Here is a 14,150-nt window from a genome sequence, read left to right as displayed (position 1 = left end):
CCATAAGCAGCCGCTGATGGCCGTCGATTCATCGCTCTTTAGGCGCGGTGATCTGCAACCTCCGGCGCGAGTATCGTCATGCCCAACGAAGATGCTTTCGCAACCAGGGCCGGGATATCTGGAGGACCGCTCGGCGGCAAAGGCCGCGTTGCGCCCTCGGGCAATTCGGATCCGACGGACGTAAAGAACCGCTCGTGCATCACGCCGGGGGCGTTCACTATCAGTAGTTTCGCTTCCTCTGAGACACCGGAAAAGGCGTGTATCGCTCCATCAGGGACTGTTAGAAACATGCCTTTCTTCGCAACGATGTCTTCTCCATCGACGTGAAAAGCAACTTCACCATCCAGTACGTAGAATGCTTCCATTTCGCCGGCGTGCATATTTGGTGGGGCACCTGCGCCCTTTGGAACAATGCACTCTATGACGCAGTACTTGCCGTCGGTTTCGTCAGGATACGCCAGAAATTTAACGACATTTCCCAAGACATCGTAGGTGCGGTGACGTTGGACGTTCATTGGCTTCTCCTTGTTGATTCTAGTTCGCATATACGTAATTATGATACATATGTCTCTTTTTGAGGCAAGTGTCTTATTTTGGAGTGCTTGATGGCGCCAAGTCTCAGCAAACGATCCAGAACCCGCGAAGCGATTCTTGAGGGCGCGCGAAGTCTGATGTTGCGTGGCGAAACCGTAACCGTTGCGGCCGCAGCGGCAGAGAAAGGAATTTCGCGCGCGACTGCGTACCGGTATTTTTCGGACCCGCAGATTTTGGCCAACGAAGCAGGACTTGCCGTGGCTGTGCGTCCTTACGAAGAGGTGGTCGCAGGACATGAGGGCGCGCGGAAAAAAACGATTGCGGTCGCTCTGTATATTTTCGACCTCTCAGTCGAAAATGAAGCGGCCTTCCGTCAGTTCCTTGCGCGTAGCTTGGATGCCTGGCTCGTGCATGGTCCCGGCGACAGGCGCGGCGCGCGGCGGGTCGAAATGTTCAGAAACGCCCTTTGCTCGGCAAATCTTTCACCCACTGAGAAGACCCGTTTGGTGAACGGGCTGACAGCAGCATCAGGTTCGGAGGCCATGATATCTTTGTATGATATTGCCAAAACCGACCCAAAAGCGGCGCGCGCTGCAATCCGCGATGTCGCCGAGGCGCTCCTGGACAAGTTCGGAGTCACCGAATGAAGTGCGCCGCTTCCGACCGCCAAACGTGATCGAGCTAAAGACTGCGCGCCAGGCAAGACATCAACGCCAAACCAAATTGACCATCTTCCGCAAAAGCTCCGCGGTGTTCAACAGAAGTACTGAGCGCACAGCCAAGGTCTGCAAGACTGGCTGCGATCGCAGCAGCAGACCAGAGCGCTGAGTGTCTGTTGGGGGCCGCGAGTGATGGTGTTGCGCAGTGCACAAATATCCACTTCTTGAATGATGTCGCCCAGGGCAAACGCCTTTTGATTGACGCACAACCGCGGCCCATTGCGCTGCAAACAGCCCCGCATGCCGTGGCGGTAAAACTCGATTCAATCGCCCAGACCAATAGCCGCCAAACCAGCCAGAACGCACTGAATATCATCAGGACCAGCTGCGCCGGACACACCCATAGTACCGATCAATACACCGTCTTCAAAAATGGGAACTCCGCCATCCCAAGCACACAGGCCCGGACGGTTCAGCAGACCCATTTCCAAATTCGGATGCGAGGACATGCGTTCAGCAAACGCCCGCGTGGTTTTTCCCAGACCTCGAATACCATGGACAGGTGCCATGTCTTGAACCCGATGTAGCTGGCCAAAATAGATGCTGTGATAGATGTCATCCCGGACGCCCCCAAAGATCCAACTTTCATCACCCAAATCTGGCGCGCCGATTTCATACCCCCGCGGCCGTCACCGCCGCGACACGCCGCGCAGTTTTCCTCGAAAATCAATCCATCGGCTTTAGCCGCCGTCGCATCATGTTGCTGTCCAGACAGGGACAAATCAAATTCCTTGACACCTTTGACCTGCTGTTTTCGATCATGCCATCCGCTCCAAAGGCAAGCATCTGTGCAATCCTTGTACCGTCATGACGCGCGTTACTGTCCCCTTGTGGGCCAGTGGGATTTGGGCAAGCCAAACGCCCCTGCCCATCAGGGGTAAGACGCTGCCTTCCCCCTCGGGCAACCTATTAGACAAAACCGTGTCCTCGGCTATGCCTGCGGGCCGCACCACTATTGTCGAATAGCATTGCCTCGCCCCCATCCGCGTCGCCATGTGGCAGATCAGCAGGAACAGGCGCTTTCGGCGCCTTATCTGCAAATCAGTCCTGATTTTCCCAATAGGAAGTCAGGATCAATGAAATCGGTCTAAGTGCTGGCTGAAGGAAGTGAGGCGAAAATGGCAAGGTCCTGTCGCTGGTGCAGAACTAATGTCGCCTTTTAGGGAAACCAGTGGCGGACCGAGGAGGATTCGAACCCCCGACCCCTTGATTCGTAGTCAAGTACTCTATCCAGCTGAGCTATCGGTCCGCGTTGGTGAGGCGCTGTTTAGACCTGTGCTCAAAGACGTGCAAGCCGATTCTTCAAAAAAAAATCAAAAAGTCATGTCTCCACGCGGAAGCCTGATTTCAAAGATCGTTCCTTCGGGTCCGGTCTCTTTCAGTGTCAGGTTACCGCCATGCCCGCGCACCAGTTCCTGAGAGATTGCAAGGCCCAGGCCTGAGCCTCCTTTGCGGACCCCACCCTGAAACGGTGTGAACAGGTTTTCACGTGCTTTTGGTGGAAGACCCGGCCCGGTGTCGCGAATTTCAAGACACCAGGCATCCTGATATTCACACCCGACGATGGTGATGTGACCCGGCTTACCCGAGGCTTCCAACGCCTGTCTTGCGTTACGCACGAGGTTCATGATGACACGAAACAACTGCTCGGGGTCGGCGCGGGCGATCAGATTTTCCGGCACTTCGTTCACGATCTCGACGCAGCCCCCTGCGACCGCCAGCTGTTCGCTGGTGGCGACATCAGCCGCAATTGTCCGCAGGGGCACCATCGTCAAGGTGGGCGCAGGTTCTTCTGCACGGCCGAATGCCAATGTGCTTTCACACAGCGATACAGCACGGGTGATCGAATTCACCAACTTCGGAGCCATTCGCCGGACCAGCGGGTCATCACTGGATTCGATCCTGTCCGTGAACAGCTGCGCCGATGTCAGAATGTTGCGCAGGTCATGGCTTACCTTTGCAACCGCCCCACCCAGTTGCGCCAACCGCTCGCGCTGTTTGAGAGCCTGCGTCAGTTCCGTTTGCAGCATCTTCAGCGCTTCTTCCGCCTCGCGCAATTCTGTCACTCTGGAATTCGGAGAGATGATGCCGCGCGCATCTTCGGGTGCGCTGGCATAGCGCTGCATATATCCAACCACGCTTTTGATGGGCCGGACAAGAACCACGCGCACCGCAAGGAACAGTAAGGACGCCGTGATGATCGAGATGACAAAGGACAGCCCCAGAATGCGCAGGCCGTAATCAACCATCGCCATACGGAGGGGAGCGCTGTCGATGGTGACCTCGATCAGCAGTCCCGCGCCCTTGACCGGCTCGCCAATGATACGAATGACTTCATTTTCAGGTATGAATATCCGGCTCACCGCATCCCGGATCAAAATCCATGGACCGGCATCCCGTAGATCAAATGTTTTGGTGATTGCCTCTGGAATCGGAGACGACAGCATGAGTTGGCGGACTTCATCCCGACGCAACACAACGTTGTAGACACCGGCATTCGCCAGCAATTCCGCCTCAAGATCTTCGGCCAGCATATCATCTGCCAACAAAGCCAGCGATGCGATCTGAGCGCGTTCCAGACGGTTCAGTAGGAAATCCTCGCGGAACCGGGCTATCGACGGGACAAAGATCAGGATTTCGGCCAACATAACGAAGACCGTCGTCAGGATCAGAAATCGGCCCGACAGCGAGTTCAATTTACGCTCCTTTACAGGTCAGGGAATCCAACGCTGAACAAACCTGACCACACGTTTAACTGTCTGATTCTCAAACAGCCTTGGAGAGAAATAAGCGCCAGCAACGCGTTTGTTAAGCTCTCCGATTGTCGGATAGGGTGAAACCATAGCAGCGATCTGTCCCATCTTCAGATTATTGGCCAAAGCCAGCGACCACATGTTTATCAACTCGCCCGCCTGATGGCCCACAATCGTGGCGCCGACGGGCCTGCCCTTCACCACCATGACCTTTATGAACCCTTTGGTTTTGCGCTCGGCCAAAGCGCGGTCATTGTGGTGAAAATCAAAGCGCGCAACCTCCAGCCTGTCGCCATGCCGGTCGCGGGCCTGAGCTTCGGTCAGACCTACCTGTGCCAGTTCAGGATCGGTGAACGTTGCCCATGGGATATGCGCCGTTTTCGCCCTGGTGGGCAGGCCGAACAAGGCGGATCGAATGATGATACCCGCATGATACCCGGCAACATGGGTGAATTGCAGCCCCCCCACGACATCGCCAATCGCATAGACCCGGCGGTTTGACGTCCGCAAGCTGCCATCCGTCTTGATTCCGTTTCTGGTGCGGTCAATTCCCGCCGCAGTCAGTTTCAGACGCTCGATATTGGCTTTGCGCCCTGCGGCGATCAAAAGGTGAGAGCCCCGGTGAATATCGCCGTTCTCGGTCACGACCTCCACAACGCCATCCTTTCCGCGAATCTGGGCCACCACGGCGTTTTCGTGGATCACGACACCTTCACTGCGCAAAGCCTCCAGCACAACGGACGCGGCCTCGGGGTCGTCTTTGCCCAACGCCTTTTGCCCTTCAACGACTGTTACTTTACAGCCCAAACGGACATGAGCCTGCGCCATTTCCATACCCACAGGACCACCGCCAATGATCAGCAGGTGTTCCGGACGCTCGCGCAGGTCGAAGATGGTTTCGTTTGTTTGATAAGATACAGTGTCCAGACCAGGGATTGGCGGAACCATTGGCGACGACCCGGTCGCAATCACGATCCGGCGCGCGGTGATGACATGATCTCCGGCCTGCACTTTGGTCGGGGAGATAAAGCTGCCATATTCGCGGATCACCTGGACACCCAAACCTTCAAAGCGTTCCTGGCTGTCCATCGGTTCGATCTGGGCAATCACATCCCGCACATGATCCTTCGCCGCCGCATAGTCGATCTGAGGGTTTACATCGGCCACGCCAAACGCGGCGGAATGCGCCTGACCAAAGGCCGCTTTGCCGCTTGCGATCAGCGCTTTCGACGGGACGCAGCCGAAGTTCAGGCAGTCGCCGCCCATCTTGTGCCCTTCCAGAAGGATCACCTTCGCACCCATCTGGCTGGCACCGGCCGCAACCGATAACCCACCGGACCCGGCCCCAATGACCAGGATATCTGTCTTGAGGTGTTGCATGGGTCAGGCGTCCTTTCCGCCACGCAGGGACTTGATGACAATCGGCAAAGCAGCCAGCACACACAAGCCGACAATGGGGCCAATGACGAAGGGTTCCCACAACAAAGATACGTCCGGTGTTTCGCCACGGTCGAACACACCGCCCAGCCCAACGCCGATCCAGGTGTAAACGATACCCCCCGGAATAATGCCCAGCGCCGTCGTGATCAGAAAATTGCGAAATTTGACGCCCACCAGCGCAGGCACCAGATTGGCCACAAAGAACGGCACAACCGGGACAAGCCGCAGCAGGAACAGCACCGAGATTTCGTTCTCGCGCAACCTGTCTTTCAGCTTCCCAATCGTCCCCTTTGAAGCATCCAGCCGGGCCGTCAAAGCATTGCCCAACCCCCAGCGGGCAGCCAAAAAGATGGCCGATGCGCCAATAGTGGCCGAAAATACATTGAACACCGTTCCGGCAAACAGTCCAAACAGGAACCCACCTGTCATCGAGGCGACAGCAGCCCCGGGCAGCGAAAACGCGACGATTACGATATAGACGGCAACGAACCCGGCCACCATGGCCCAATAGTTTGCGTCCCGCCACGCCAGCAACGCTTCGCGGTTGTCGCGCAGGGTTTCGAAAGTCAGGTAATCACCCAGCGTGAAAAACCCCACCGCGGCGACACCGAGAATCACCAGCAAGGGGATATGACGCGCCAACCCGTTTCGTGGAGCGTGGCTTGTTTCGGACATCTGGCCTTCCGGTTCTTCTTGCTTCATCTTACGCCCAACATGCGCTGCTTGCGCTTTTGGCAACAGGGGGTTCACGGGGCCTTGATCTATGTGGCCGCGAACGTGACAGTTTCAGACGATAATCGACCGATTTGAAATCTTTTCTGCATCCGGTTTACAGAATTGTTGCAAAAGCCGCGAAAACCGGACCGTTGGGGTTTGACTTACACTTCGCTTGGCAGTAGAGGACGGGCTTCGAACACTAGGGCCAGGCGAATCCGCGCCGCACCCGACCGCTATAGATTGGAGACGGAGCGATGAAACGCACCTATCAGCCTTCGAACCTGGTTCGCAAACGCCGCCACGGTTTCCGCGCGCGCATGGCCACCAAAGCCGGCCGCAAGATCCTGAACGCACGCCGCGCCCGCGGCCGCAAATCGCTGAGCGCGTAAAACCGCCCACCGATCAGGGTATGAACATGACGCCGCCGGAGGCCCCTGAGGATGGTAAGAACCACCCCGGGAATACGCCCCCGGCGGCTTCTGTTTGTCTACCCACATCCCTGACGATCCTGAAAAAAAGAGCCGATTTCCTGAAAGCCGCCCGCGCGCGCAGGCAGGGAACGTCTTCGATGATGGTGCAGGCCCGCAGACGCGCTCCGGATGAAGCGGTGGGGCTGCGCGTTGGCTTTACCTGCTCAAAGAAAGTCGGCAACGCCGTGGCCCGCAATCGTGCCAAGCGCCGCCTGAGAGAAGTCGCACGGGCCGTCTTGCCTGTGTCTGGTCTTGAAGGTTGGGACTATGTGCTGATCGGGCGGGCTGATGTAACCGCCGATCTTCCTTATGACGTCCTGCTGAGCGACTTGCGGTATGCGCTTCGCAAAGTGCATGCGGATCGCAAATGACCTTTCTGTCCCATATCGTCGCCCTGCCCGTTCGCGCGTACCGGCTGATTTTCAGCCCCTGGGTTGGTTTCAACTGCCGCTATCAGCCCACATGCTCGGCCTATGCACTGGAAGCATTGGAAAAACATGGCGCGATCCGGGGATCGTGGCTGGCTGCACACCGGATATGCCGATGCCACCCCTGGGGCGGTGACGGTTACGATCCGGTGCCCGACAATTCCGACCCTTAAATCAACGCCAGGTTGCCGCGGTCGGTGAAGCTGCGGGTCGGAATGACCTCTCGGTCCAGTTTCCCCATCAACGTATGGTGCAAGTCTTCGAAAAACCGAGGCGAATCAAAATACCAATTGTGTGTCGCCGAAGGCCCATCCCCGTATTCATCGCGGGTATTCTTGAAATGGGACCCGCAATACAGATTGACCGCTTTCTCAGGCCGGTCGTTTGGCATTCCGACACGGCCCAGTCGGCGCGATACTCCGACACGCTTGACCTCTGAAATCGACAAAACCTCGTCAAAGGGGCTGTAATAGCATGTCAGCCTGGTACAACGTCGCATCAGAGAGGACGTCTTGGAACTGCCGTCACGGAACGATTTCGCGGATACATCCGCCGCGACAAACGCGATCTGACTGGTCATCCAGCTGTGTTGCGCGGTTTCATGGTCGTCATCGGCATAATCCATGGCTTCGCGCACCAAGAACGTGCCCATGGAATGCGCCAGAACATGGACGTTATACCGGCAATCCGCGGTCTGCATCCTGGACAGCCGCGTGATCCCGTGACTGAACAATTTTTCTGCCGCACGCCGCGCGTCAGCCCGGTCAACGTTATAGCCCAGAACCGATCCATCGCTTGGCCAATCATAGCTGATGACCACACCGTTAAAGCCATGCGCCTCGAGACCGGTGCGTATTTTGCGGTGACGTTCCAGCATCTGATATTGCTCGGTATTGAACCCGTGCACGAAGACGACAATATGCCCATTCTCGGTAGCCGTCGCCCCGGCTTCGGCCTGAATCCGGCTTATCCATTGAGACTGCGGTATTTCATGCTGCCGTGCCGGTTGCCCGACATTTCCCGGAATAGCCAGATATCGCGCGGCACCCATCTTGTTTGAATAGTGATCGCCGCTGCGGGCGCGGACCGAAAAGAAGTAGTCCATAATATACCTCCTGAAAAATACGCGCAGGGTAACACGGGTGCAACTACGCTCCAAACGCGGTTGATCCTGCTTCTACGCCTTGCCCGGGCCTTCGGTCCGCTGTAACCACGGCGCATGTTTGATGATGCAGACGATATCCACCCGCTGTTTGCCGGCGCGCCCTCGACAACCGAGTTCAAGAAGCTGCGCAAACGTATTGTGCGCCAGACCCGTGAAGCGATCGAGCAATACGGGATGGTGGATCCGTCCGCCCACGACAAGGATGGCAAGCCACCCCGCTGGCTGGTCTGTCTTTCGGGTGGCAAGGACAGCTATACATTGCTGGCCGTTCTCTACGAGCTCAAATGGCGGGGCCTGTTGCCTGTCGATCTGCTGGCCTGCAATCTGGATCAGGGCCAGCCGGGCTTTCCGGCCACGGTCCTGCCCGAGTTTCTGGGTCGAATGGACGTACCGCATCGGGTCGAATATCAGGACACATATTCCGTTGTGATGGACAAGGTCCCGCAGGGCCGGACCTTTTGCGCCCTGTGTTCCCGTTTGCGCCGTGGCAATCTCTATCGCATCGCGCGCGAGGAGGGATGCTCGGCGGTCGTTCTGGGGCATCACCGCGACGATATCCTTGAGACGTTTTTCATGAACCTGTTCCACGGCGGCCGCCTGGCCACAATGCCGCCGAAACTGGTGAATGAAGAAGGCGATCTTTTTGTATTCCGCCCGCTCGCCCATGTCGCCGAAGCCGATTGCGAGAAATTTGCAAAGGCGATGCAATACCCGATCATTCCCTGTGACCTGTGCGGCAGTCAGGATGGGTTGCAGCGCCAGCAGGTCAAACAGATTCTGGATCAATGGGAAAAGAACAGCCCGGGTCGGCGACAGGTTATGTTCCGAGCGTTAACAAATGCGCGGCCATCGCACCTTCTGGATGGAAAGCTATTTGATTTCATTAACCTTTCGCTAAATTCCAACGAAAATTCCGGGAATTTGGAAGAGATTCCGCTTCTGCGTTAACGACTGACTCAGACTGGTTTCATAGGCTTTGCCTTGTGCAGATCATGCCCAAGGCCAGAAAGCTGATGCGGAACCATCCCCTTACCGACCGTTTTGTCCATTCGTTGAAAACCGTTCTGGGCGGCCCAGCTGCGCTGGCCTTTGTTCCGGCGCTTTGTCTGAGTGCATTCTGGATTGGGGGTGAACAGGCCCTGGTTGCACTGGCCCTGATTTTGCCTCTGATCGTCGCAGGCATCAATGCGTTCGCAGCCAATCCGTCGCGTAAGGGGCTTTGGCGTCCCGGCGGTCTGCTGTCAAAGGACCAGTTTGAGACAGTTTTGGAGAAGGTATTTGCCGACGCCCGCCTGAAGGGGGAAAACTCGGCCTGCTTCGCGGTGGTTCTGGATGACTTTACGCAATTGCTTGATCTGCACGGACAGGCGGCGGCGAACCACGTTGCACAGCAGTTCTGCTCACGCGTCTTGTCCATGATCCGCTCAAATGATTGCGCAACCCGGATGGGCGGAAACAGGATGATGGTTGTTCTGCACCCGGCACGGCAACTGGATCTTGAAGCTTGTATTCAGATGTCGGGCCGTATGCAAAACGCCGTTGAAGACCCCATCATGTTGAACGGCACCGGCGTGTATATGTCCTGTTCGATTGGCTTTTGCTTGAGCAGCAGTATCACTGACGGCTCTGCGGTCGATTGGCAGGAAGCCGCAAACAACGCCCTTTTGGAGGCACAACAAAACGGGCCATCCACGATTCGCGCTTTTTCCTCACAGACGCGCAGACGGGCGCAGGTCAGGATCAACTTGCGCAAAGAATTCGAAGCGGCGCTGGACAGCGGTGAGATCCGCCCGTGGTTTCAACCCCAGATCTCAACCGATACCGGGCGTATCAGCGGGTTTGAGGCTCTGGCCCGCTGGGAACATCCGAAGAAAGGGGTTCTTGCCCCCAATGTGTTCCTGCCCTTTGCCGAACAGGCCGAACTGATGGACCGGCTGGGGCAGGCCATGCGGCATCATTCCTTTTCCGCAATGCGCGATTGGGATCGGTCCATGCTGTCTGTGCCGCGCATTGGGATAAACTTTTCATCTGACGAACTGCGTAATCCGGGCCTGATCGACCGTCTGAAATGGGAACTGGATCAATTCGATCTGACCCCCGACAGGCTGGCGGTCGAGGTGTTGGAAACCGTGTTCTCCAGACGGCCCGACGATGTCATCACCCGCAACGTCACCGGGCTTGCGGCTATGGGGTGCTGTATTGATCTGGACGATTTCGGGACAGGACATGCCTCGATCGGTTCTATCAAACGGTTCAACGTATCCCGCATCAAGATCGACAGGTCATTTGTTGCCAAAGCGGATCTGGACCCAAGCCAGCAACAGCTTGCCAGCGCTATTCTGATGATGGCGGAACGTTTGCATCTGGAAACGTTGGCCGAAGGTGTCGAAACGCCGGGTGAACACGCCCTGATGGCCCAACTGGGTTGCGATCATGTTCAGGGGTTTGGCATTGGCAAACCCATGCCATTCGAAAAAACCAAGGATTGGATCACGTCTTACCGCAACAAGATCGACGGTGTTCCCAAAATCGGGCGGCAAACGCGGTAGGGAACCGGAAATCGTGACAAAGAAGACCCCTCCGTGACGAAATGACGGGCGATTCCGCTTGACCTTTGGGTCTGCACTCTGTTGAACCCTGCGGGTGTCTTTCACTGCTCAAGGTGGCTGTCCCCGATGGACGATCAGAACAAGAACCTTATCCTCGCAACCGCGCTCAGCTTTCTCGTGATCCTGGTCTGGTTCGTGCTGTTCCCCCCTCCGGAACAGACGACAACCCCGGATCAGGCTGAAGTAACCAGCGTCGAAGGCAGTGAGGTTCAGACGCCCAGTGCGGCCGACACCAGTACTGTCGGAGAGGCAACTGCGGCAGCTGCCGAAGCTGAACCCGAGGCCGAAGCGCCCCGCATCAATATCGACACGCCCCGCCTGACCGGTAGCCTGTCGCTTGCTGGCGGTCGGATCGACGAGCTGTCTTTGAAAGACTACAAGGTCTCACTGGCCGAGGATTCTCCGATTGTCGAGCTGTTGTCGCCGGTCGGGTCGCAATCCGCCTATTACGCCCTCTATGGTTGGGCTCCTGGCGCGGGCCTGACCGGTACCGATGTTCCCGGACCAAACACCATCTGGACGCTCGAGCAGGGTGAAACCCTGGGTGTTGACACACCTGTGACGCTGGCCTGGGAAAACGGCAATGGACTGACATTCCGCCGCACCATTGCGGTTGATGAGAACTATATGTTCACGGTCACGCAATCTGTCGAAAACGCCACCGGAACCGAAGTTGGACTGGCACCTTATGGCATTCTTGCGCGCCACGGCATTGGCGAAGACGGCGACCTGCCGGACCTGAAAAACTTCTTCATTCTGCATGAAGGTGTGATCGGTATGGCCGACGGCACTCTGACCGAAGTGGATTATGGCGACGTTCGTGATTTCGATATCGATCCGGACGAACGCGCGCAGGCCGAGGTATTCCAGGTCAAGGAAAACGGCTGGATCGGGTTCACCGATCATTTCTGGATGACCACGCTGATCCCGGAACCCGGTTCTGCTTTCAAGGCGGCTGCCAAATACGACTCGCGTCGCAAGATTTACCAGACAGAAACGGTACTTCCGACGCTGACCGTGGCACCGGGAACAACCGAGCAGGTGACAACGCAGCTGTTTGCTGGCGCAAAGGAATGGGAGACCATCCGCGAATACCAGGCTGACGGTGTGCAGAAATTCATCGACAGTATCGACTGGGGCTGGTTCTTCTTCCTGACCAAGCCGATTTTCTGGCTGCTGCACAACATTCATGCGCTGATCGGCAACATGGGTTGGTCCATTATTGGCCTGACGCTGATCATCAAGGCAATCCTGTTCCCGCTGGCCTTCAAGTCCTACGTCTCGATGGCGAAGATGAAGGAACTGCAACCGCAGATGGAAGCCCTGAAAGAAGCCGCGGGCGACGACCGCCAGAAGATGCAGCAGGGCATGATGGAGCTGTACAAGAAGGAAAAGGTGAACCCCGCTGCCGGTTGTTTGCCAATCCTGTTGCAGATCCCGATCTTCTTCTCGCTGTACAAGGTGATTTTCGTCACAATCGAACTGCGTCAAGCACCGTGGTTTGGCCCCTTCCAGGACCTGAGCGCACCTGACCCGACCTCAATCATGAACCTCTTTGGCTTGCTGCCCTGGGCCGGCCCGCAACCGGATACCCTGATGGCGCTGATCTTTATCGGTATTCTGCCGCTGCTGCTGGGGATCTCGATGTGGCTGCAACAGAAACTGAACCCGGCACCAACTGATGCCACACAAGCGATGATCTTCGCGTGGATGCCCTGGGTCTTCATGTTCATGCTGGGCGGCTTTGCAAGCGGTCTGGTCGTGTACTGGATTGCGAACAACACGATCACCTTTACCCAACAGTATCTGATCATGCGCAGTCAGGGCTATTCGCCGGACGTATTCGGAAACATCAAATCCGGATTTAAGCGATTGCCGAACACGGACAAGAAATGAGCGGAACAGTTTCAGGCCTTTGGCGTCACCCGATCAAAAGCCATGGGCGTGAAGCCCTGAGCCAGATTACCCTCAACCCCGGGCAGACCATGCCCGGGGATCGCGTTTGGGCCGTTGCCCATGAAGCGGCCAAGACCGACGGAACGGAATGGGCCCCGTGTGTGAATTTCAGTCGCGGTTCAAAAGCCCCCAAGCTTATGGCGATTTGGGCGAAACTGGACGGCGAGCAGGTCACGTTGCACCACCCGGACCGCCCGAATCTGAGCTTTCATCCTGACACAGAAGAATCGGTTTTCCTGGACTGGGTAAAACCGCTTATGCCCACGGATCGCGCTGCGTCCGCCCGAATTGTCCGGGTGCCCGGGCGCGGCATGACCGATACCGATTTCCCGTCAATCAGCCTGTGCAACATGGCGTCTCATCGCGCTGTTGAACAAAAGCTGGGCCAGTCTTTGTCTGCGGCGCGATGGCGCGGGAACATCTGGTTCGAAGGTCTGCCTGAGTGGGATGAATTCGACTGGCTGGGCCGAGACCTTCGCATTGGCGAAACCGTGCTCCGGGTTCGCGAGCGTATAGTCCGCTGTCTGGCCACCACCGCAAATCCGGAAACCGGCGAACGCGACGCGGATACTCTGGGCGCGCTGAACAGCTGGGATCATCAGGATTTCGGCGTCTATGCCGAGGTTGTTCAGGGTGGTGAAATCCGCCTGAATGATACCCTGGAGGTGTTATGACCACGCTTCCGTTTCCGCTGGCCGAAGAGCCGGATGACTTCGCAAAAGAACGCGGTCGCAAACTGTTTGCCGGCCCGTCTGAATTTGTCAAAGGCGTAGTCGCCATGACGGGCCTGCCCGCTCCTGACCGGCTGGAGGTTTGCTTTGCCGGTCGCTCGAATGTCGGCAAATCCAGCCTGATCAATGCGCTAACCGGAACAAAGGGTCTGGCGCGTGCCTCGAACACACCTGGCCGCACGCAAGAAATCAACTTTTTCACGCAAGGCCCGGACCTCTATCTGGTGGACCTGCCGGGCTATGGGTATGCCAATGCACCGGTTAACGTGGTTGAAAAATGGCAGAAGCTTCTCAAGCAATACCTGAGCGGCCGTCAGACACTGCGCCGTGCCTTTGTCCTGATCGATGCGCGCCACGGGGTAAAACCGGTCGACACTGAAATCATGAAGTTGCTGGATACCAGTGCCGTGACCTTTCAATGCGTTCTCACCAAGGCCGACAAGGTCAAGGCCAACGAGCGCGAGAAGGTTCTGGAACAAACCCGTGCGGCTTTGTCCAAACATCCCGCAGCATTCCCGGAAATCGTCCTGACCTCGTCCGAAAAAGGCGACGGGATTCCGACCCTGCGCTCGATCATTGCGCATCTGGAATAGCTTCGCCCTTGGCAGCGCGGTGCAAAGGCCCTAAC

At 57.0% G+C, this 14,150-nt stretch carries 15 protein-coding genes and 1 tRNA gene; 9 read left to right on the top strand and 7 right to left on the bottom strand.

Annotated features, from left to right (window positions below; all coding sequences use genetic code 11):
- Positions 1–38: 38 nt before the first annotated feature.
- Positions 39–515, bottom strand: coding sequence for a cupin domain-containing protein (locus tag ACR0DS_RS11770; RefSeq protein ID WP_480483843.1), 477 nt, complete (start codon positions 513–515; stop codon positions 39–41).
- Between the two features lie 90 nt (positions 516–605).
- On the opposite strand from ACR0DS_RS11770, the gene ACR0DS_RS11765 reads away from it, so the two are divergent.
- Positions 606–1,181 carry a hypothetical protein gene (locus tag ACR0DS_RS11765; RefSeq protein ID WP_480559552.1) on the top strand — a complete coding sequence of 192 codons (576 nt, stop codon included), beginning with the start codon at positions 606–608 and terminating at the stop codon, positions 1,179–1,181.
- Between the two features lie 335 nt (positions 1,182–1,516).
- Here ACR0DS_RS11765 and ACR0DS_RS11760 read toward each other — a convergent pair whose 3' ends face one another.
- From ACR0DS_RS11760 to ACR0DS_RS11740, 5 genes are all read right to left on the bottom strand, one after another.
- On the bottom strand, positions 1,517–1,762 hold the full coding sequence (locus ACR0DS_RS11760) for a GlcG/HbpS family heme-binding protein (RefSeq protein ID WP_480528746.1): 246 nt from the start codon (positions 1,760–1,762) through the stop codon (positions 1,517–1,519).
- A 663-nt stretch (positions 1,763–2,425) separates the two neighbouring features.
- Positions 2,426–2,502 (bottom strand) — tRNA-Arg (locus ACR0DS_RS11755).
- A 64-nt stretch (positions 2,503–2,566) separates the two neighbouring features.
- Positions 2,567–3,949 (bottom strand): ATP-binding protein, encoded by a 1,383-nt coding sequence (locus tag ACR0DS_RS11750; RefSeq protein ID WP_480559550.1) that lies wholly within the window; start codon positions 3,947–3,949, stop codon positions 2,567–2,569.
- Between the two features lie 18 nt (positions 3,950–3,967).
- The gene (locus ACR0DS_RS11745) at positions 3,968–5,386 is read right to left on the bottom strand and encodes a dihydrolipoyl dehydrogenase family protein (RefSeq protein ID WP_480484752.1); all 1,419 of its coding nucleotides are present in this window, start codon (positions 5,384–5,386) and stop codon (positions 3,968–3,970) included.
- Positions 5,387–5,389: 3 nt separating this feature from the next.
- Positions 5,390–6,148, bottom strand: coding sequence for a TVP38/TMEM64 family protein (locus ACR0DS_RS11740; RefSeq protein ID WP_267366121.1), 759 nt, complete (start codon positions 6,146–6,148; stop codon positions 5,390–5,392).
- A gap of 269 nt (positions 6,149–6,417) precedes the next feature.
- Here ACR0DS_RS11740 and rpmH point away from each other — a divergent pair, with 269 nt between their 5' ends.
- From rpmH to yidD, 3 genes are read left to right on the top strand one after another with little or no spacing between them, the layout of a single operon-like run.
- Positions 6,418–6,552 carry a 50S ribosomal protein L34 gene (rpmH, locus tag ACR0DS_RS11735; protein WP_005980833.1) on the top strand — a complete coding sequence of 45 codons (135 nt, stop codon included), beginning with the start codon at positions 6,418–6,420 and terminating at the stop codon, positions 6,550–6,552.
- A gap of 26 nt (positions 6,553–6,578) precedes the next feature.
- Entirely contained in the window at positions 6,579–7,004 is a 426-nt protein-coding gene (rnpA, locus tag ACR0DS_RS11730) for a ribonuclease P protein component (RefSeq protein WP_267366122.1), read from the top strand.
- Complete coding sequence (gene yidD, locus ACR0DS_RS11725) at positions 7,001–7,234, top strand: membrane protein insertion efficiency factor YidD (protein ID WP_480484753.1); 234 nt, start codon at positions 7,001–7,003, stop codon at positions 7,232–7,234. The genes rnpA and yidD overlap by 4 nt, the downstream gene beginning before the upstream one ends.
- Here the strand turns inward: yidD and ACR0DS_RS11720 are convergent.
- Positions 7,231–8,166, bottom strand: a complete 936-nt coding sequence (locus tag ACR0DS_RS11720) for an alpha/beta fold hydrolase (protein WP_480484754.1) — start codon at positions 8,164–8,166, stop codon at positions 7,231–7,233. The genes yidD and ACR0DS_RS11720 overlap by 4 nt on opposite strands.
- A 114-nt stretch (positions 8,167–8,280) precedes the next feature.
- On the opposite strand from ACR0DS_RS11720, the gene ttcA reads away from it, so the two are divergent.
- From ttcA to yihA, 5 genes are all read left to right on the top strand, one after another.
- Positions 8,281–9,174, top strand: a complete 894-nt coding sequence (ttcA, locus tag ACR0DS_RS11715) for a tRNA 2-thiocytidine(32) synthetase TtcA (protein ID WP_480484755.1) — start codon at positions 8,281–8,283, stop codon at positions 9,172–9,174.
- A 65-nt stretch (positions 9,175–9,239) separates the two neighbouring features.
- Entirely contained in the window at positions 9,240–10,775 is a 1,536-nt protein-coding gene (locus ACR0DS_RS11710) for a putative bifunctional diguanylate cyclase/phosphodiesterase (protein WP_480616742.1), read from the top strand.
- A gap of 126 nt (positions 10,776–10,901) precedes the next feature.
- Positions 10,902–12,731, top strand: a complete 1,830-nt coding sequence (gene yidC / locus ACR0DS_RS11705) for a membrane protein insertase YidC (protein WP_480559546.1) — start codon at positions 10,902–10,904, stop codon at positions 12,729–12,731.
- Positions 12,728–13,465 carry an MOSC domain-containing protein gene (locus ACR0DS_RS11700; protein ID WP_480484758.1) on the top strand — a complete coding sequence of 246 codons (738 nt, stop codon included), beginning with the start codon at positions 12,728–12,730 and terminating at the stop codon, positions 13,463–13,465. Before yidC ends, ACR0DS_RS11700 begins: the two co-directional genes overlap by 4 nt.
- Positions 13,462–14,115, top strand: coding sequence for a ribosome biogenesis GTP-binding protein YihA/YsxC (gene yihA / locus ACR0DS_RS11695; protein ID WP_480559544.1), 654 nt, complete (start codon positions 13,462–13,464; stop codon positions 14,113–14,115). The genes ACR0DS_RS11700 and yihA overlap by 4 nt, the downstream gene beginning before the upstream one ends.
- The last annotated feature ends 35 nt before the right edge of the window (positions 14,116–14,150 follow it).

Source organism: Ruegeria sp. AF5, from assembly GCF_056541905.1.
Note: the sequence above shows the minus strand (reverse complement) of the source record. Positions and strands in the feature narration are given on the sequence as shown.